The following is a 17,256-nucleotide window of genomic DNA, read 5'->3' on the forward strand; positions in this document are numbered from 1 at the left end:
ATCCCGTCCGTTCCTTAAGCTCGAATAGTTGAGGACACGCAGATAAACGTTAACAATAAAAAAATGCCCTCCCCTACGCAGATTTGAACCCGCGCAGACAGAGAGCATTATACTTGCTTATCGATTATTCTGTGATTATTTCACGAATCCAAGCAGCATTTCACGGATCAGCTTCGCAGCTACAATCTGTGTCTGTTGTGTTGAATCATAGATTGGTGCAACTTCAACCAGATCACAACCAACTACATTTACATCAGATCCAGCGATCATATGAATGGCTTCCAGCAATTCCTTGGACGTAATACCGCCCGCTTCTGCTGTACCTGTTCCTGGTGCTGCTGACGGATCAAGTACATCGATGTCGATGGTTACGTATACCGGACGATTGCCCATCTTCGGAAGAGCTTCCTTCATCGGAGCTGCCACTTCAAATGGATAGAAGTTAATGTTCTCGCGACCATACTGGAACTCCTCACGGGAGCCAGAACGAATACCGAACTGATAGATGTTTTTGCCACCCATCAACTCAGCTGCTTTACGTACTGGTGTGGAATGTGACAGTGGCTCGCCTTCATAGTTTTCACGAAGATCTGCGTGTGCATCAATATGAATCAAGATAAGATCCGGGTATTTCTTGTACATTTGTTGGATGACCGGCCAAGTAACCAGATGCTCGCCACCGAGACCAACTGGGAATTTGTCGTCAGCCAATAGGCTACCAATGTATTCATGAATTACTTCAAGGCTGCGTCCCGCGTTACCGAAAGGCAAGAGCAAGTCTCCAGCGTCAAAGTACGTCATGTCTACAATGCTTTTGTCGAGGTACGGGCTGTACTCTTCAAGTCCAACCGATGCTTGACGGATATGAGATGGGCCAAAACGGGAACCCGGACGGAAGCTGACGGTATAATCCATCGGCATTCCATAGATAACTGCTTTCGAGTTCTCATAATCCTCAGAACTACAAATAAATACGTTTCCTGAATAAGCTTGATCCAGTTTCATTAATGATTTCCCCTTTATTTCGTTAAATCTTCCACGAATTTAGGAAGTACAAATGCTGCTTTGTGCAGACGCGGAGAGTAATACTTGGTATCCATCTCCGGGATTTGAGTCTCATCCACTTCGAGCGGGTCATGTTTCTTGCTACCCATGGTGAATGTCCACAAACCACTTGGATATGTTGGAATATTACAGCCGTACACATGTACGATCGGGAAGATTTCTTTGACGTCTTTGTTCACCTTCTGGATCAGATCCGCTTTGAACCAAGGGTTGTCCGTTTGGGCAACGAAGATTCCGTCTTCTTTGAGTGCTTCGTAGATACCTTGGTAGAAACCACGCTCAAACAGTGGCGCAGCCGGGCCTACAGGCTCAGTGGAGTCTACGATAATCACATCGTATTCATTTTTATGTTCAATAATATGCATGTAGCCGTCGTTTACGAGCACTTCAACATTAGGCTCGTCCAACTTGCCGGCGATTTCAGGCAAATATTTTTTAGAGTACTCAATGACTTTACCGTCGATTTCGACGAGAACTGCTTTTTCTACAGCAGCATGCTTAATGACTTCACGAATGACTCCGCCATCGCCGCCACCGACAACCAGAACTTTTTTGGGATTCGGGTGAGTGTTCAGCGCAGGGTGTGCCGCCATTTCGTGATATACGAATTCGTCTTTTACGGTAGTCATCACCATGCCATCAAGGAGCAACATGTTACCGAATTCCTCGGTTTCTACCATGGCCAAATCTTGAAAATCGGTTTTCTCTGTAACATAGGTCTGCTTAATCTTCGCGGTGATCCCGAATACCGGGGTCTGTTTCTCCGTAAACCACAATTCCATAATCTCTACCTTCTTTCCGTAAAGTTAATGATCAGCCATATCCGACCAAGCGCTATGCACTATAATCGGTTCGCCCAAGCACGTCCAGCGTTCGGCGCCATATCGCGTTATGATTGCTGGCCTGCGGGAAAGGTCCGCGGTTTACTTCATTATCTAGATTAAATTTGACCAGAGCGTGCAGAGCGTCTGACTAATCAATGAATCAATGACCATTCGTCTGTTCGTCCTTACGCGCTTTAGTATCTTGTGCCGAATCTTACCTTTTCATTACCCTTTTGCATTATACGCGATTGACGTTTATACTGCAAAACGGTTTTTCCTGCGAAAATGCTACATTTTGTTCGCTTATGCACCCGATTGAATATCCCTGCCAATCAAGTCCCATACTGGAAGAAAAGAGAGGAGCCCGTTCCATGACCAAGCCAAATCAACAGACCCGCAAACGCGGGTTCCGTGTACGAAAATTCATTAAAAACCTGTCTCTGCTCGCCGTGCTCGCCATGCTTGCTACCGCGGCGGGATTGGTGTATCTATACGCAACCAGCCTGCCTCTCGCAGACTCGGACCGGAATTCCAGATTGCTGGACAGTCAAGGTGAAGTCATCGCTACCTTCTCCGCAGGTGGCAAAGATTCTGTACCCGTTCAACTGGAGGATATCGCGCCAGATCTGGTCAATGCCACTCTGGCTGTAGAAGACCGAAAATTCTATAATCACTACGGGTTCGACGTGCAAGGGATGGGACGGGCTGTGCTCGTTAACCTCGAACATATGCAGATGTCGCAGGGTGCGAGTACCTTGACTCAACAACTGGCGCGTAACCTGTATCTATCTCATGAGAAAACATGGACTCGTAAAGCCAAGGAAGCCATGTACACGGCGCAATTGGAGATGAAATACAGTAAGGATGAAATTTTGCAGATGTATCTGAATGAAATCTATTATGGGCATGGAGCGTACGGAATCGAAGCGGCTTCGCGGATGTATTTTGGCAAATCAGCCAAACAGCTGGATCTCGCAGAGAGCGCCATGCTGGCAGGAATCCCGAAAGGGCCCACCTACTATTCACCCTATAACCATATGAAGAATGCAAAAGACCGACAGAAGATTGTGCTGAATGCCATGGCAGATATCGGCAAGATCAACCAGGCCGAAGCGGATAAAGCCTATGAGAAAATGCTTTCGTTCAAACCGGAAAGTGAGCGTAAAACAGTGGAAAGCGCACCGTTTTTCCGTGACTATATTCGGAGTCTAGCCATCAAAGAACTGGGAATCAGTGAAGCGATGCTGGATCACGGGGGTTTGAACATCTACACTACACTGGATCTACGTGTACAAAAAGCAGCCGAAGACGCCATAGCAAAAGGTATGGATGCCAAAAGCGAGCTGGAGACGGCCCTCGTGTCCATTGACCCTCGAACGGGCTACATCAAAGCCATGGTAGGCGGCAAGAATTACCGCACCAATCAGATTAACCATGTACTGGCGACCACACGCCAGCCAGGTTCGGCGTTTAAACCGATTATGTATCTGGCAGCCCTGGAATCCAAGCAACTCACCAGTGCATCCATGTTTAACAGTGAACCTACCCTGTTTCATTATGACAACGACCGCAAAACCTATAAACCCGGCAACTTTGGAGACAAGTATCTGGGTGAGATTGATCTAAGACAGGCGATCGCCGCTTCAGACAATATCTATGCGGTGAACACCATTATGCAGATTGGTCCTGAGCAAGTTGTGAGTATGGCGAAAAGCCTTGGCATTACAAGCAACCTGAGCGCCGTGCCCTCTCTTGCACTGGGAACCTCACCTGTCAGTCCGCTAGAGATGGCGTCGGCCTTTTCTGTCATCGCGGCTAGTGGACAACGGACGCCACCTGTAGCCATCCTGCAAGTGACGGATGCCGCAGGACGTGTGCTCTATGAATCGCCCCAGACGAAGGCAGAGACCGTGGTGGAACCTGCGGCAGCTTATGTACTGACTCGTTTAATGGAAAGTGTCTTCGAAAATGGGGGAACGGGTAACCGGGTGTCTGCCGCGATCAAACGTCCAGTAGCCGGAAAGACAGGAACGACCAATACGGATGCTTGGCTGGTCGGATTCACACCGGAGCTCTCCACCGCTGTATGGGTTGGTTACGATCAAGGCAAAGCCATCTCGACTTCGGATGGCCGACGGGCGGCGCCGATCTTTGCCCAGTTTACAGAGCAGGCCCTTGCGAGCGTACCACCCAAAATCTTTACCGTGCCTGATCATGTTGTAAGTGTCTATATCGACCCGGAATCCGGCAAGCTGGCAGGCAACGGTTGTGAAGAGAAAAGGCTGGAAGTTTTTATTGATGGCACTGAACCAACAGAGGTATGTCATGGTACGGCGGATGATTCGGACTCTGGAGAAGATGAGAAGACCCGTCATGTACAGAATCAACAAGGCATACAGGAAGAGAAACATTCCTGGTGGGGAGATTTCAAACGTTGGTGGGTAGAATGACGCAAATACGCGATGACTTAGTTACGCCACCTTTGACTTCTGATTATTTTGATCATTTGGAAATTCACTTCGGATGAAAACTCATAATTATTCAGGTGGATGAATATTGTTAATGTACAAGCAAAAAGGCCCCAACCGAATTTCCCGGTTAAAGGGCCTTTTGCTTTTTTTCTTTTAACTGTGTTGAATGATCTACCTTAGGCAAGTGCTTCCTTCAATACATCCGGAGAAGCATTCCACCAATCTTCGTTGTGTGAGATCAACAGTGTCTTAAGTGCAGCTCGAGCTTCGGGTCCAAGCTCATCCAGCATGAAGCGACGCTTCAAGGCATAATCCATGCGATTCACATGTTCCGCCAGCAGTTTCCATCCACGTCTCGCTTCTGTATCAATCCACATCTCACATGCCGTTGCTCCACCATACAGTTGGCCTTCCTCCGTGCGATCGACAGCTACCCACACCAGCCATACCTGGCGTCCATTGGGCACATCCTCACGATTCGTTGAGAACTTGATATTGCGTTCCACTTTACTCTTCGCATGCATCGCACCGATATCGATTTTGGCTTCGCCATTATCAATAATGACCGGGGAAAGGTTATTCAGTTCAATGGAGCCCGCACCGAAGCCTTTATGCTTGCTTTTTGCACTAACGATATTCAAGGCAATCTGTTTTTTGCCGTTTTGCTCGTTTTGGTCCATGTTTATAGCCTCCAAGGGTTGATACAAATATTTTAACTAATAATTGGCCCATTGCAAACATATACATGCTGTAGATGCTTGTCAACGGGAGGTATTTAACGATGATTCCACGACGCGCCAAGAGCTGGCTCACCGCATCCCTGGCCCTGTGTGTGCTGGCCGGAGGGATATGGATCACTCTGGGTTACACTCGCTCAACTCATTCCGAATTGCCAGTACTCGCCCCGGAATCGGGCAAGCCCAAGGCAATAGCTCCAACACCAGCACCTCCAGAAAGTGTACAGACCCCTACCGCCGAAGTGTACAGCAACCGTATTGTGGAATATCACATGGATGTAAAACTGGCAGAAGGGAACGTATTAGAAGGAACTCAGACGATTACATGGACACATCCAGGCAAAAAAACCGTCAATGAGCTTTATTTTCATATGTACCCTAATGCCTTCTCTTCTGCTGACACCACCTTTATGAAGGAATCCGGCGGAAAGCTTCGGGGTGATGTCATGCCTACCAATGGCTACGGCTCCATGAACATTACCGAAATGAAAACGGAGGACGGGCTCTCTCTGCTGCACCGGATGCAGTATGTGCAGCCAGATGACGGAAATATCAAGGACACCACCCTCATTAAAGTACGTTTGCCCAAACCCGTCAAAGGCGGGGAAAGCATCACACTCCACACCCGATTCGAAGTGAATCTGCCCAAGATTTTTGCCCGGATGGGAACTGCTGATGATTTTGTCATGGCAGGTCAATGGTTTCCCAAACTAAGTGCCTATGAACCTGTGGGTAGGCGCGGACGAACAACGGAAGGCTGGAATCTGCACCAATACCACGGCAATTCGGAATTTTACGCCGACTTCGGTATTTATAGTGTTCGTATTCGGGTGCCTGAAACATACAAGGTGGCTGCTACCGGATTTCCGACGCAGCAAGCCGTGGTGAAGAATGGAGAAAAAGTCTATCAATTCTATGCTGATGATGTGCATGACTTCGCCTGGGCAGCCTCACCCGATTTTGTGTACGCCGAGGAGCCGTTCTCTGCACCCAACGTTCCTGGTGTACGAATCAAGTTATATCTGGACCCTGCTCATCAGGATCTGAAAGAACGTTATTTCTACGCCGCGAAGGCCGCTCTAGCCAATTATAGCAAATGGTTTGGTCCATATCCTTACGCCACTTTATCCATCGTTGTTCCACCCAAAACGGGGAACGGTGCCGGAGGCATGGAATATCCCACGCTAATCACAGCCTTTGGAGCCGATGATACCACGCCAGGTTATGACCTGGAACGAACCGTAGTCCACGAGATTGGACATCAATACTTCTACGGCATGGTTGCCAGCAACGAATTTGAGGAAGCTTGGCTGGATGAAGGATTCACCTCTTATGCAGAAGACAAACTGATGGAGCAGGAATACGGACTGATCCCGAACCTGCCAGTACAATCGGGACTGATTACGTCTCCTTCATCTTTAACACAAGAATCCTGGAAGTTCGATACCCAGAATGAGTATGCAGCCAATGTCTACACACGTGGCAAGCTTGTATTGCTCGGTATCGAACATCAAGTCGGCACAAAAAAGATGGAGCACATTCTCTCTACCTATGTGAAAAAGTACCGCTTCAAACATCCCACTTCGGCTGATTTTCAAAAAGTTGTGGAACAAGTGACCCGTACTTCCTGGTCTGATTATTTTGACCAATATGTCTATGGTAACGGAATGGCTGACTTTGCTGTAGAGAAGATTCATGTTACACCCGTACAGAAAGACGGCCAAACATTGTACGAGTCATCCGTAACGATTGCGAAAAAAGGTAGTGATTACAACGCCGTTCCTGTTCGAATTGCTTTTGAAGACGGACATATCCTCACCAAGCAATGGGATGGCAAAGAAGATCGCATCACCTACAAATTAACTCACACATCCCCTGTGTCCTGGGCCATGACCGATCCCCTGTACACGATCGTGCTGGAGAACCGCCATATGAACAATTTCCTGAAAGCCGGACTGGATGAGCGGGCGAAGTCCCGCTGGAGCATGAGCGTAACCAAACTAATAGAAGCCATATTCGGAAGTCTGTCATGGTGAGGTGGAAACGGTGAAAGCGAAAATACGTGAAGGCTGGTTTCTCGTCCGTCAGCATATGTTCATTGCAGCGCTCTTATTTCTATATCAACTTATATGGGGATATTTCCTCTATCGAATGATACAATCGGCTGTCGTCCCACTACTCCTGCGTTATCCGGATCCCGATGCCGGGGAGCTGAGTACGCTTTTGTTCAAAATGGAAAGCCAACTGAACCTGTCTACCCATCCGGAGGTTCATCGTTATGTGTGGATTCTGGGGGCCATGCTGCTACTTCGCATGTTGATTAGCCCCCTCATTCAGGCAGGACTCCTCTATTCGCTTCAGCACTATAATAGTACAGAAGAGCGAATTCCATTCGTCCGCGGGATTAAAAATCTATGGAAACCGATGCTGCTGCTCCATACCATTCGTACATTATTGATGCTTTTGCCCGGCTACTGGCTCGTGCCCAAGCTGTATTCGATTCTAATGGATGGATTTCATTCCCTTCAATTACTCTTGCCAGGCATACCCTATGTTGCCGCCTGGATCGTATATGGTTGGATTATCCACCATACCCTGCTCTACATGCAGTTTGGTGTTTCCGCACCGGAAGGGGAAGGTGGCGCTCACGGCACACTCAAAGCGCTCTGGATTACAATGCGCCATCTCATCCCCGTGATTGGCATTGCACTGATACTGGGCGGAGTTCACTTACTTGTCTTCGGAGCGTTCACTTCAGCCTCATGGTTACTAACGGGACTTACCGGACTTATACTACAACAGACGTATCCACTTGCCAGATGTCTATTGAGCCTGTGGAAAATATGCGCCCATTTCCGATTATGGCAGTCCAAAACATCCAAAGGTTAGAGCAGATAGTTTAAAAATTGTTACCATCACATGTTAAACTTATGGCCTAATATGTACTTATAAATAGGCAAACCTCAACCTTTCCCCGTCAAAGGTCGAGGTTTTTTTGCTAATTTTGTTGTTAAACGTTGCCAAACCGGTACTCCTCTGTTACAATAATCGCAGTGAGTTTTTAGTAACAACTTTGTAATCTTTACATTCATATTTGTAACTACTTAAAATTAAATCGTCATTTCTTGATTTCGCAGGTGCATAACTAGCATAGCCAAATTCCTGGCACCTGGGAAGCGGGGGAACCAGTTATGGGTGAATTGATCTTGCTACAGAGGGATCATAGGGGACCTTCAACCGAATCCTTAAGCTAACCTCGCAGGCGTTGGAAGGGGTATATCTCTTGTTCAAGAAGAAATTAACCGCAGCTGTACTTAGCCTCACATTCGCATTATCGCTTGGTGCAGGCAGCGCATTCGCAGATTCAAAGATGGACAAAGTAATTGATTCAGCAATGGGAACTACATACAAAAGTGGGGGAACAACGCTTAACGGCTTTGACTGCTCCGGATTTACACGGTATGTATTCGACAAGTTGGGTATTGATTTGGCACGCCAATCCAGTTCCCAATTCGACATGGGTGATTCCGTATCCCGCATGGAGATGAGAGCTGGCGATCTGGTATTCTTCAATACAACAGGTAAAGGCGTATCTCATGTAGGAATCTTTGTAGGGGATGGAAAGTTCGCACACTCCTCTTCTTCCAAAGGTGTTACGATCAGTGCATTGAGTGAAAACTATTGGGCCAATCGTTATGTTGGCGCTAAACGGATTATGAGCACGGACGCATATGAATCACTGGCCCTTGACTAGGGACAAGCTGAGCAACATGATGCTGTAACCATTAACCATACTGGAACGAAGCAAGAAGCATAACAGAACCGCCCGGTACATTCTCCGCAGGAATGTATCCGGCGGTTTTTTTGTGCTTCATTCCCTGTTTACGCTGCAAGTTACACATGAGGTATATCCTGCAACATCAACAGGTTCATTTTGCGTTCGCTCGTCCGTGCCCTTATGATGTTTTTACCCATCCCGTTATAATATAAACGGAATTACCGGAACTTTTGTTTCATTTTTTTCCTGGAAAGGGAGACTTGCTAAATGAACGGCTCTTTTGTAGAGTGGACAGAGAGTTTGGTAATGACTGAGAGGAGCGTGCAGATGTATGAATGAAGCCCCTGTAACGTTTCATGTTGTACCCATGCAAGAAGAACATGCGGAGCTTATCTGCAGTTGGCAGTATGACCCGCCTTACAATATCTATAGCTGGCTACCCTGGGAGCAGATGAAAGCACTGGAAGTTGAATTTGGGGATGCGCAGCTGCGGCAGGAACAATATGCGATTGTTCTTGATCAGCATGATCGCATCTGCGGATTTGCTCAATACTTCCCACTTCAGGGAGTAACCCGGATTGGCCTCGGCATGCATCCAGAGCTGTGTGGTCAGGGTCAAGGGAAAGCTTTTGTCACCGCCATTGTGCAGGAAGCCATTCGCCGGAACCGGACGAATGAGATTGATCTTGAAGTGCTCACCTGGAATGCCCGTGCCATTCAAGTCTATCTTAAGAATGGATTTGTCACTCAGGATACATACGAACGACAGACACCAAGCGGCTTAATGCCCTTTCACTGCATGGTCTATGAAGGGCCTCGCGATTAGAATCCATTGCAAAACAACCCAATCTGCCCCTTGTTATGTGATTAGTTCAAAAAATTACCACAAAATGCTATGATGTCACTACAGGTTCCGTTATAATGATATGGATAGTTTCAGGTTAGATGATCTTTCATTCTGGAGGGGACATAAGGGATGCACAAATGGATCATGAGCGGGGTATTTTTTGCAGCATGCGCTTTAGCTATTGTTTTAATGTTTACGCTTCCAGGGAAAGAGGAAGTGGCTGAAGAAGCCAAACCAACCATGCCAGAAGTAGCACTGGATGCCGGACAGGCTGAAGCACTGGTCAAAGCCAATTGTATTTCCTGTCACGGAGATCAGCTTCAGGGTGGCGTAGGGCCTGCTCTGGCGAACATCGGCAGCCAGGATGATCTGGAGAAGATCTACTCCACGATTGTCAAAGGTAAAGGTGGCATGCCTGCCTTCAAGGGTAGACTGCAGGATGAAGAGATTGCCAATATCGCTATGTGGTTGGCAGAAAAGAAATAATCTTTGCACACGCATAACGAAGAGGCCCTTAATCCCCTGTTGGGAGAATAAGAGCCTCTTTGTTGTATCATTTATTGGACTTCTGGCGCGTGCTCCGCCAGAAAGGCCTCGACTTCACGTGCGGACGGCATCCCGGACTGGGCGCCGAGCTTCGTCACGGATAACGCAGCCGCACCCATGGCGAAGCCTACGGCCGCGTCCAAAGTCTCACCGCGCGCGAGGGCTACCGCCAGCGCGCCGTTGAAGCAATCGCCAGCGCCGGTCGTATCGACGGCGCTTACGGCGTAGCCGGGCGCACGGCACGCGCCGGCACGCCCTGCTTGTACGCGGCCGCCAGGCGCCGCCGCGTACACAGCCCCCTCGGGGCCGAGCGTCGTGACGACAGCGGCCCCGAGGGATGCGGCGAGCTCTGCGACCGCCGCATCCAGGTCTTCCGGCCGGAGATGATCCCGGCCGATAAGCACGGCAAGCTCGCTGCGGTTCGGCGTGACAACGTCGATGCACCGCAGGAGCTCCTGGGGCAGACCCGGCACCGCGGGAGCCGGGTTGAGCACCACCAGTGCGCTGCCTTCAGCCGCCAGTTGGGCGGCGCGGGTAACCGCTGGCAGCGGAATCTCCAGCTGCAGCAGCACCGCTGCGGCTGCAGTCAGGCTTTTTACCGTATCCGCCTCTTCCAGCATCTCAGGCACAACTTGTCCATTCGCACCAGGAATAACGATAATCCGGTTGTCTCCCCGAGAAAGCCAGATGGAAGCCGTCCCTGTAACCGTGTCTTCCAATATGCGAACCTGCGAGGCATCTGCACCACTTTCCGTCAGACTGTGCAGCAGACGTTCGCCAAAACCGTCCGATCCCACCGCACCAATCATCGTAGTCTGTCCACCCAGACGCGCAGCGGCAACAGCCTGGTTTGCCCCTTTGCCACCAGCGAGATAATGCAGCTCCTCACCGCTCACCGTCTCTCCCTCTTCCGGAATCGTATCCGTCTTTACCACGAGATCCATATTGAGACTGCCTACGACAGCAATAAGAGGTTGTTTCTGATTATAGTCTGACATGTATGGTTCACTCACTTCCGGCCGCGCGATAATAACCGATCTCGTTATTCGGACCTCATTTTGTCATAAGCTTCGTTATATTGTCCTGCTTCCTTGATATCTACAGATGTAATACCACCCGCATCCCATGACGTGAGACGCAGCGTAACCGTTGTATAATCAATCGTAATAAAAGGATGATGATTGAATGCTTCCGAGATCGCAGCGACCTCATCCACAAATGCAATCCCTTTCATGTAGTTGGAAAACATAAATTTACGTACAATCCACCGTCCCTCTTCCAGTTCCCAGCCTTCCAGCCTCCCCAGATGAGCTTCGACTTCCTCTTGCGAAAAAACCATGCGTTATCTTCCTCCCCATAGGATGGTACCTTACAGACAACGTGCGTCTGTATAACCACCGACACCTTCGGCGCGATTCACAGCAACCTCAAAGGCCAGGCTCACCGCCATGCGGTTAGCCCATTTCACGACTAACATCTTACCACGGACAAGCTTCAAAATCCAATCAACTACATGGCATAGAACCAATAACCATAAGGCTTTGAGGAGAATCCCTTCTCCATTCATACCCCCGAAAATAGCATGTACACATACTAAATTAACGGCACAAACGTCAACTCTTCTTCCCCAATCAAAATATGAATGCGGTGCTGTTCCTTATCATGGATGACCACTCCACTTCCAACCGGAATGATAGACTCCTCACCTAGCGCATAGAACAGATCCTCCGCTAACGCCTCATCCACTTCAAGTTGCTCAGGTGCCCCGAGTCTATCCCACTCTTCCGCATCCATTTCAAAGAAAACATATCGATCCGGTATGCGCCCGATTGCCGTTGTCAAATCTGTCAAAATTCCTTCATAATCCCGTCCATGCTTTACGCCCATTGGCTTTTCACTCCTATTCGGCCCCTAAGGAGCGGATTTGATCTTATTATACCTGAAAATAACACTTAAAAAAAAAGACCTTCTGGTCGATAAATACTATATATAACCGTTCTAAGTGTTTATGCAGCCACAAGGGATGCCGAACATGTAACGGATTGCGGCACAATGTTCGTCTGGAAGCCCGGATATAGCCGCTTGAAAGGATTCAATTTTATCTCATGGATGAGGTGTATAATGAACATTTCAACAATTATTGGACTTGTTTTGGGACTCGCTTCACTTGTACTCGGTATGATGTTGAAGCATGCTCCCCTAATTAATCTGGTCAACAACCCAGCAGCCTACATGATTATATTTGTTGGTACCGCAGGAAGTATTTTTATGGCATTCCCCATGTCAGAAGTTAAGAGAATTCCGAAGCTTTTCGGGATTTTGTTCAAACAGCAAAAATTGATCGATCGCGTATCCCTGATCGGCACGTTTATGGACTGGGCTTCCACTACCCGTCGTGAAGGTTTGCTTGCACTGGAATCAAAAGTAGAAGATATCGACGATCAGTTCCTTCGTAGCGGTATGCGAATGATTATCGATGGTAACGATCAGGAATTTGTAAGTGATGTCCTAATGGAAGATATTCATACCGCAGAAGAACGTCACCGCAGTGGTGCACTACTCTTCGCCCAAGCAGGTATGTATGCTCCAACACTTGGCGTTCTCGGAGCCGTAGTTGGTTTGATCGCAGCCCTTGCGGACCTTAGCGATATGGATAAGCTCTCTCAAGCCATTGCGGCAGCATTCATCGCTACCCTCTTGGGTATCTTCACAGGTTATGTACTGTGGCATCCAATGTCCAACAAGTTGAAGCGGATGTCCAAGCAAGAGATGGAAATCAAGTTGATGATGGTTGAGGGTCTGCTCTCGATTCAATCCGGTGTTTCCACCGTTGCCATCAATCAGAAATTATCTGTATTCCTGACACCTTCCGAACGTAAACAACTGGATGAGAAGGGGGACTCATCAGGTGAAAAAGGCTAAGAAGCACGAACCACATGAAGAACATATAGACGAGAGTTGGTTGCTTCCCTATTCTGACTTGATGACCTTGTTGCTCGCTTTGTTTATTGTATTGTTCGGCATGAGTTCAATCGATGCAGCTAAGTTCGAGCAGATGGCTTCCGCACTAAACAGTGCATTAAATGGAGGTTCCGGAATTCTGGACCATTCGTCCATGAATCCGGATACGCCAGGTGCTGATTTGGGTAAGAACAAACAAGAACCTACAGAAATCACCAAGAAAACACCAGCTCAGATTACAGATGCACAGATGGCTAAGAAAGAACAAGAAGACCTGGAGAAACTCAAAGAGCGACTCGACAAATATATCTCGAAGAACGGGCTTTCGGACCAGCTGAACACCAAGCTGAATCAGTCTGAATTGAAGATCACCATCAGTGATAATGCCCTGTTCTCCTCAGGACGAGCAGATGTAAAGACTGAATCTCGCTCCCTAGCCAAAGCGATATCAAGTATGCTGCAGGAGTTCCCTGAATACGAAGTGGTTGTATCCGGTCATACCGATAATATTCCCATTTCGAACAACCAATATAAGGATAACTGGGATCTAAGCGCAGATCGCGCGCTCAACTTCCTGAAAATCCTGTTGCTGAACACGCAACTGGACCCTTCCAAATTCACACCAAGTGGTTATGGAGAGTATCATCCCATCGCCAGCAACGACACCAATGCTGGACGAGCACAGAATCGCCGTGTAGAGGTATCCATCATTCGGAAGTATCAAAGTAACAATACGAATGTAAAAGCCGTTGGCGAAGGAAACTAGAAGCCTGCAGCGATTCATTAACCAAAAGACCGTTCTCCAGATACAAGGAGAACGGTCTTTTGGGTTTATATATGGCTGGCGCTTGGTTTATCCTATATATTTTCACATTATTTCGGATGAATTAGTCAAAGTCGAATCGACTATTCCAGTGAATAGTCGAGCAGACCGCCCAGTTCCGCTTTTTCGGCGGCGGTAAGCTCTCTCCATGCACCTGTTGCCATTTCTCCAAGATGGATATTCATGATTCGAACCCGCTTCAGCTTACGAACCTCATAGCCAAAAGCACTACACATCCGCCGAATCTGGCGGTTCTTTCCTTCGGTCAGGATAATTCGGAATACACGATCCGTCATCCGGGTCACTGTACATGGCAGTGTCATTTCGCCCAGAATCTTGACTCCTGTACTCATGCCTCTAAGGAAACTCGGGGTTACGGATCGATCAACAGTGACGATATACTCTTTCTCATGGCGTCCTTCTGCTCTGAGAATCCGGTTAACGATATCACCATCATTGGTCATCAGGATCAAACCTTCAGAGTCCTTATCCAGACGTCCAATAGGAAAGATACGTTCATCGTGCCCGACAAAATCAACGATATTGCCCTGAATATGCTGCTCGGTTGTGCTTGTGATCCCGATCGGTTTATTCAGCGCGATATATACGTGTTTTCTCTTTTCCTTGATCGGCTTGCCATTGATTCGTACATCGTCGCCTTCTTCTGCCTGACTGCCTAGCTCAGCCTTAATTCCATTAATCGTGACCTGACCGCTATCCACCAACTTGTCGGCTTCACGCCGGGAGCAGTAACCTGTTTCACTAATAAATTTATTAATACGCAAAAGGTAATCTCACCTCATCTATTTCTCTTCATCTGTAAGTGGTTCATCCGTTACCTGATCTGCCTCAATAACTTCCGGTTGTTGCTCGGATGCAGGCAGTTCAATAATAACCGTTGTTCCCTTGTTCATGACGCTTTTAATATCCATCATGCCCTTATGTGATTGAATAATGCGCTGACTGACCATCAGGCCAAGCCCTGTTCCAGACTCTTTGTTCGTAAAGAAAGGCTCCCCGAGTTTGGGCATCATCTCTTCCGGGATACCGATCCCTTCATCCTTGATCTCAATTCTGACCAGGTTCAGCTGTTCGTCGTGCTTGAGCTTGATATGGATGCTACCTCCATTGGGCATGGCTTCCATACCATTTTTCAGCAAATTGATGAATACCTGCTTCAACTGGTTCTCTTCACAGTGTACCATAGCCGAATCGGATGAGGCACGCAGTACAAATTCTACACCATGCAAATGCGCCTGACTATCCAGTAACGAGATGACATCGCCGAGAATAAAACGAATATCCCGATTCTGAAAATGAACCGCCTGCGGTTTGGCGAGAATCAGAAATTCACCGACAATAAGGTTGATACGATCCAGCTCCGATAACATCAGATCCAGATGACGATGATTCAGCTTGTTGCTCTCTTGCTGTAACTGCAAGAACCCGCGCAGCGTGGTCAGCGGATTACGGATTTCATGTGCCACACCTGCTGCAAGCTGCCCCACGGTTGTAAGCTTCTCAGAGCGTCTGAGTAGCTCTTCCATCCGATTACGACTTGTAATATCCCTGGAGACACTAATGAGCGCGGTAATCTCTCCAGCCTCGTCTCGTACAGGAGCCGTACTGACACTGACCTCTACCCGAGTCCCGTCTTTCTTCATCCAGGTGGTTTCAGACGTAATAGACATACCCTCAACGAGTTGGGCATGCTGGCGTTTCATTTCTTCTTCTGCCTCTGGCGGGATGATCTTCAGATTACGACCTTCCACCTCACGACTTCGAAAGCCATATAATTGTTCAAATGCCCGGTTAACCCGCAGCACTTTCCCTTCAAGATCCGTAATATGAATGGCATCCGCTGTCTGGTTGATAATGGACTCCAGATGCTCTTTCACCGCTCGATTCTCTTCATACATCTGTTTTAGACGGCTCGTATAATGGCCCAGATTGCGAATCATGGCATTAATCCGATTGGCCAGTTGGCCAAGTTCATCCTTCCTCCGGACTTTCAGACGGAAGTCAAAGTGTCCATCGGCTACATCATTCACTTTGCCCAGTATGGATTGGATCGGGCGCGTAATATACCCTGCGAGCAAATAGCTACCAAAGATCACGATCTCCAGCAAAACCAAAGATATGGAGGCATGGCTCACCAGTTGCTCAGATACCATGGAGGATATTTGCTTATAGTCCATGACAATACTGATGACATAGGAAGACTGATTGGGTGTGAAAATGGGAATAAAACTCTTCAGCACCTTCTGTTCGTGTGTTTCGCTGACAAAAGATACATTCTGCCCTGTTCGAATGGCGCGCACCACAGCACGGTGGTCCTCTTCCGTAGAACCATATTGGTATGTGCCGAAACGAATCGGTCTGTTATTCAACTTGCTAAAGTTCGAATCTCTTCCGTCATCACCCATGTTCGGGCTGCCGAAAGTTAACGGATTGATGCCTGTAATCTCCAGAATGGAGGGATTGACCTCACGAATTTTATTCAAAATCTCATCCGGACTAGAGATTTTCACATAGTCATCAACTTCCGTATTATTATAGAAGGGATTGATTATGTAGTTTCTCTTTCCATCATGGTAATAACCCCAGATATCAATGTCCGAAGGACTGGACGTCGAATACTCGAATCCATCTGACCAGAAATGTTCCAACTTCTGCCCTTGGGGAATCGTCACCTGTTGTTTTTCAAACAACTGCTTAAATGCCTGATACCAATAGGTCATGGATTTGGTGGACAGCCCGAGCTCTCTCGGATCTGAGGAGCGGCTAACCACAATATCATCATCCGTCTGCTCCATTAACGAAATATGCGAAACGCCGACCTTTTGGCTCAAGCGTACAAGTTCTTCATTTGTGATATTATTAATATCTGGGTCTAATTCTTCCGCCGCCATGACGGCAGCAAGCCACAGATTATTTCCAATCTGTCTTTTTACATAATCCGAACTGTATTGATTCTGTTCGACAGCAATTGCAATCTGCTTCGCAGTGAGCACCATCTTGGTTTCACTGTCCTGCCTCAGATTCTCTTCTGTAGTATAATAACTCAGTGCGATATTCAACACTAAAATAACGAGCACTGAGCACGACATAATCATGGATAATTTCGTTTTAATAGACAAGTTTTTTTGTTCACCTCTCGGCTTGTACCCTCTGGCGATATATGGCAAAACCTATATCCATCAT

17 protein-coding genes and 1 riboswitch are annotated in these 17,256 nt (G+C 47.8%); of the genes, 8 read left to right on the plus strand and 9 right to left on the minus strand.

Features of this window, described 5'->3' with window-relative positions; genetic code table 11:
* Window positions 1-135: 135 nt before the first annotated feature.
* Entirely contained in the window at window positions 136-1,005 is an 870-nt protein-coding gene (gene speB, locus HF638_RS27460) for an agmatinase (RefSeq protein WP_169483070.1), read from the minus strand.
* 14 nt (window positions 1,006-1,019) lie between these two features.
* Complete coding sequence (gene speE / locus HF638_RS27465; protein WP_017691306.1) at window positions 1,020-1,847, minus strand: polyamine aminopropyltransferase; 828 nt, start codon at window positions 1,845-1,847, stop codon at window positions 1,020-1,022.
* Between the two features lie 413 nt (window positions 1,848-2,260).
* On the opposite strand from speE, the gene HF638_RS27470 reads away from it, so the two are divergent.
* On the plus strand, window positions 2,261-4,339 hold the full coding sequence (locus tag HF638_RS27470; protein WP_169483071.1) for a transglycosylase domain-containing protein: 2,079 nt from the start codon (window positions 2,261-2,263) through the stop codon (window positions 4,337-4,339).
* A 197-nt stretch (window positions 4,340-4,536) separates the two neighbouring features.
* Here the strand turns inward: HF638_RS27470 and HF638_RS27475 are convergent, their stop codons facing one another.
* Window positions 4,537-5,040 (minus strand): YwhD family protein, encoded by a 504-nt coding sequence (locus HF638_RS27475; protein WP_017691308.1) that lies wholly within the window; start codon window positions 5,038-5,040, stop codon window positions 4,537-4,539.
* A 101-nt stretch (window positions 5,041-5,141) separates the two neighbouring features.
* Between HF638_RS27475 and HF638_RS27480 the strand changes: the two genes are divergently transcribed.
* The 5 genes from HF638_RS27480 to HF638_RS27500 all read left to right on the plus strand — a co-directional run bounded on the left by HF638_RS27480 (window position 5,142) and on the right by HF638_RS27500 (window position 10,208).
* On the plus strand, window positions 5,142-7,133 hold the full coding sequence (locus HF638_RS27480; protein WP_169483072.1) for a M1 family metallopeptidase: 1,992 nt from the start codon (window positions 5,142-5,144) through the stop codon (window positions 7,131-7,133).
* Between the two features lie 10 nt (window positions 7,134-7,143).
* The gene (locus HF638_RS27485; RefSeq protein WP_169483073.1) at window positions 7,144-7,986 is read left to right on the plus strand and encodes a hypothetical protein; all 843 of its coding nucleotides are present in this window, start codon (window positions 7,144-7,146) and stop codon (window positions 7,984-7,986) included.
* 253 nt (window positions 7,987-8,239) lie between these two features.
* Window positions 8,240-8,377: riboswitch (cyclic di-AMP (ydaO/yuaA leader) on the plus strand.
* A gap of 3 nt (window positions 8,378-8,380) precedes the next feature.
* Entirely contained in the window at window positions 8,381-8,851 is a 471-nt protein-coding gene (locus HF638_RS27490) for a C40 family peptidase (RefSeq protein ID WP_169483074.1), read from the plus strand.
* A gap of 355 nt (window positions 8,852-9,206) precedes the next feature.
* A complete protein-coding gene (locus HF638_RS27495) occupies window positions 9,207-9,701 on the plus strand; it encodes a GNAT family N-acetyltransferase (RefSeq protein WP_169483075.1) in 495 nt (164 codons plus the stop codon).
* A gap of 150 nt (window positions 9,702-9,851) precedes the next feature.
* Complete coding sequence (locus HF638_RS27500; protein ID WP_169483076.1) at window positions 9,852-10,208, plus strand: c-type cytochrome; 357 nt, start codon at window positions 9,852-9,854, stop codon at window positions 10,206-10,208.
* A 71-nt stretch (window positions 10,209-10,279) separates the two neighbouring features.
* Here the strand turns inward: HF638_RS27500 and rbsK are convergent, their stop codons facing one another.
* Genes rbsK through HF638_RS27520 form a run of 4 tightly spaced genes read right to left on the minus strand, consistent with a single transcriptional unit; the run spans window position 10,280 to window position 12,155 of the window.
* Window positions 10,280-11,266, minus strand: a complete 987-nt coding sequence (gene rbsK, locus HF638_RS27505) for a ribokinase (protein ID WP_169483077.1) — start codon at window positions 11,264-11,266, stop codon at window positions 10,280-10,282.
* A gap of 44 nt (window positions 11,267-11,310) precedes the next feature.
* Window positions 11,311-11,607, minus strand: coding sequence for a 4a-hydroxytetrahydrobiopterin dehydratase (locus HF638_RS27510; protein ID WP_169483078.1), 297 nt, complete (start codon window positions 11,605-11,607; stop codon window positions 11,311-11,313).
* A gap of 30 nt (window positions 11,608-11,637) precedes the next feature.
* Window positions 11,638-11,835, minus strand: coding sequence for a hypothetical protein (locus HF638_RS27515; protein ID WP_169483079.1), 198 nt, complete (start codon window positions 11,833-11,835; stop codon window positions 11,638-11,640).
* A 26-nt stretch (window positions 11,836-11,861) separates the two neighbouring features.
* Window positions 11,862-12,155, minus strand: coding sequence for a hypothetical protein (locus HF638_RS27520; RefSeq protein WP_169483080.1), 294 nt, complete (start codon window positions 12,153-12,155; stop codon window positions 11,862-11,864).
* Window positions 12,156-12,389: 234 nt separating this feature from the next.
* Here HF638_RS27520 and motA point away from each other — a divergent pair, with 234 nt between their 5' ends.
* Window positions 12,390-13,190, plus strand: coding sequence for a flagellar motor stator protein MotA (gene motA / locus HF638_RS27525; protein WP_169483081.1), 801 nt, complete (start codon window positions 12,390-12,392; stop codon window positions 13,188-13,190).
* Window positions 13,156-13,995: a flagellar motor protein MotB gene (gene motB / locus HF638_RS27530; protein ID WP_169483082.1), complete on the plus strand. Its 840-nt coding sequence runs from the start codon at window positions 13,156-13,158 to the stop codon at window positions 13,993-13,995. The genes motA and motB overlap by 35 nt, the downstream gene beginning before the upstream one ends.
* A 140-nt stretch (window positions 13,996-14,135) precedes the next feature.
* Here motB and rluF read toward each other — a convergent pair whose 3' ends face one another.
* Window positions 14,136-14,837, minus strand: a complete 702-nt coding sequence (gene rluF, locus HF638_RS27535; RefSeq protein ID WP_169483083.1) for a 23S rRNA pseudouridine(2604) synthase RluF — start codon at window positions 14,835-14,837, stop codon at window positions 14,136-14,138.
* An 18-nt stretch (window positions 14,838-14,855) separates the two neighbouring features.
* On the minus strand, window positions 14,856-17,192 hold the full coding sequence (locus tag HF638_RS27540; RefSeq protein ID WP_169483084.1) for a PAS domain S-box protein: 2,337 nt from the start codon (window positions 17,190-17,192) through the stop codon (window positions 14,856-14,858).
* Window positions 17,193-17,256: the final 64 nt, after the last annotated feature.

The sequence above is a fragment of the Paenibacillus sp. SZ31 genome, assembly GCF_012912005.1.
Lineage (GTDB): Bacteria > Bacillota > Bacilli > Paenibacillales > Paenibacillaceae > Paenibacillus.

What these genes read in the sequence shown, in the direction of transcription:
- HF638_RS27495 (WP_169483075.1), top strand. Translation starts at nt 9,207, where the DNA reads ATGAATGAAGCCCCTGTAACGTTTCATGTTGTACCCATGCAAGAAGAA.
- motA (WP_169483081.1), top strand. Translation starts at nt 12,390, where the DNA reads ATGAACATTTCAACAATTATTGGACTTGTTTTGGGACTCGCTTCACTT.
- HF638_RS27520 (WP_169483080.1), bottom strand. Translation starts at nt 12,155, where the DNA reads ATGGGCGTAAAGCATGGACGGGATTATGAAGGAATTTTGACAGATTTG.
- HF638_RS27510 (WP_169483078.1), bottom strand. Translation starts at nt 11,607, where the DNA reads ATGGTTTTTTCGCAAGAGGAAGTCGAAGCTCATCTGGGGAGGCTGGAA.
- rbsK (WP_169483077.1), bottom strand. Translation starts at nt 11,266, where the DNA reads ATGTCAGACTATAATCAGAAACAACCTCTTATTGCTGTCGTAGGCAGT.
- HF638_RS27470 (WP_169483071.1), top strand. Translation starts at nt 2,261, where the DNA reads ATGACCAAGCCAAATCAACAGACCCGCAAACGCGGGTTCCGTGTACGA.
- HF638_RS27475 (WP_017691308.1), bottom strand. Translation starts at nt 5,040, where the DNA reads ATGGACCAAAACGAGCAAAACGGCAAAAAACAGATTGCCTTGAATATC.
- HF638_RS27480 (WP_169483072.1), top strand. Translation starts at nt 5,142, where the DNA reads ATGATTCCACGACGCGCCAAGAGCTGGCTCACCGCATCCCTGGCCCTG.
- speB (WP_169483070.1), bottom strand. Translation starts at nt 1,005, where the DNA reads ATGAAACTGGATCAAGCTTATTCAGGAAACGTATTTATTTGTAGTTCT.
- speE (WP_017691306.1), bottom strand. Translation starts at nt 1,847, where the DNA reads ATGGAATTGTGGTTTACGGAGAAACAGACCCCGGTATTCGGGATCACC.
- motB (WP_169483082.1), top strand. Translation starts at nt 13,156, where the DNA reads ATGAGAAGGGGGACTCATCAGGTGAAAAAGGCTAAGAAGCACGAACCA.
- HF638_RS27515 (WP_169483079.1), bottom strand. Translation starts at nt 11,835, where the DNA reads ATGAATGGAGAAGGGATTCTCCTCAAAGCCTTATGGTTATTGGTTCTA.
- HF638_RS27500 (WP_169483076.1), top strand. Translation starts at nt 9,852, where the DNA reads ATGCACAAATGGATCATGAGCGGGGTATTTTTTGCAGCATGCGCTTTA.